Origin of the sequence: Shewanella sp. 8A (assembly GCF_023475945.1) — a bacterium.
Lineage (GTDB): Bacteria > Pseudomonadota > Gammaproteobacteria > Enterobacterales > Shewanellaceae > Shewanella > Shewanella xiamenensis.
In genome coordinates, this window is record NZ_JAMDJP010000112.1 from 1 (window position 1) to 348 (window position 348).

Genomic DNA, 348 nt, shown 5'->3' on the forward strand with positions numbered 1-348 from the left:
CCTACTCTCACATGGGGAGACCCCACACTACCATCGGCGCGATTGCGTTTCACTTCTGAGTTCGGGATGGGATCAGGTGGGACCACAATGCTATTGTCACCAAGCAAATTTTTCTCTAGGACATGACACTAGACTATAATGGTGCTGATACCCAGAATCGAACTGGGGACCTCATCCTTACCAAGGATGCGCTCTACCGACTGAGCCATATCAGCAATTTTTTATCATCAATAGATGAAATTAGGCGCTTGGCGATGACCTACTCTCACATGGGGAGACCCCACACTACCATCGGCGCGATTGCGTTTCACTTCTGAGTTCGGGATGGGATCAGGTGGGACCACAATG

1 tRNA gene and 2 rRNA genes are annotated in these 348 nt (G+C 50.0%); all 3 read right to left on the reverse strand.

What is annotated here, in order from left to right:
* Positions 1–104, reverse strand: a 5S ribosomal RNA gene (rrf, locus tag M0413_RS22770); the annotation flags it as partial.
* Positions 105–139: 35 nt separating this feature from the next.
* Positions 140–215, reverse strand: a tRNA-Thr gene (locus tag M0413_RS22775).
* A gap of 31 nt (positions 216–246) precedes the next feature.
* Positions 247–348: ribosomal RNA gene (gene rrf, locus M0413_RS22780) — 5S ribosomal RNA — on the reverse strand; the annotation flags it as partial.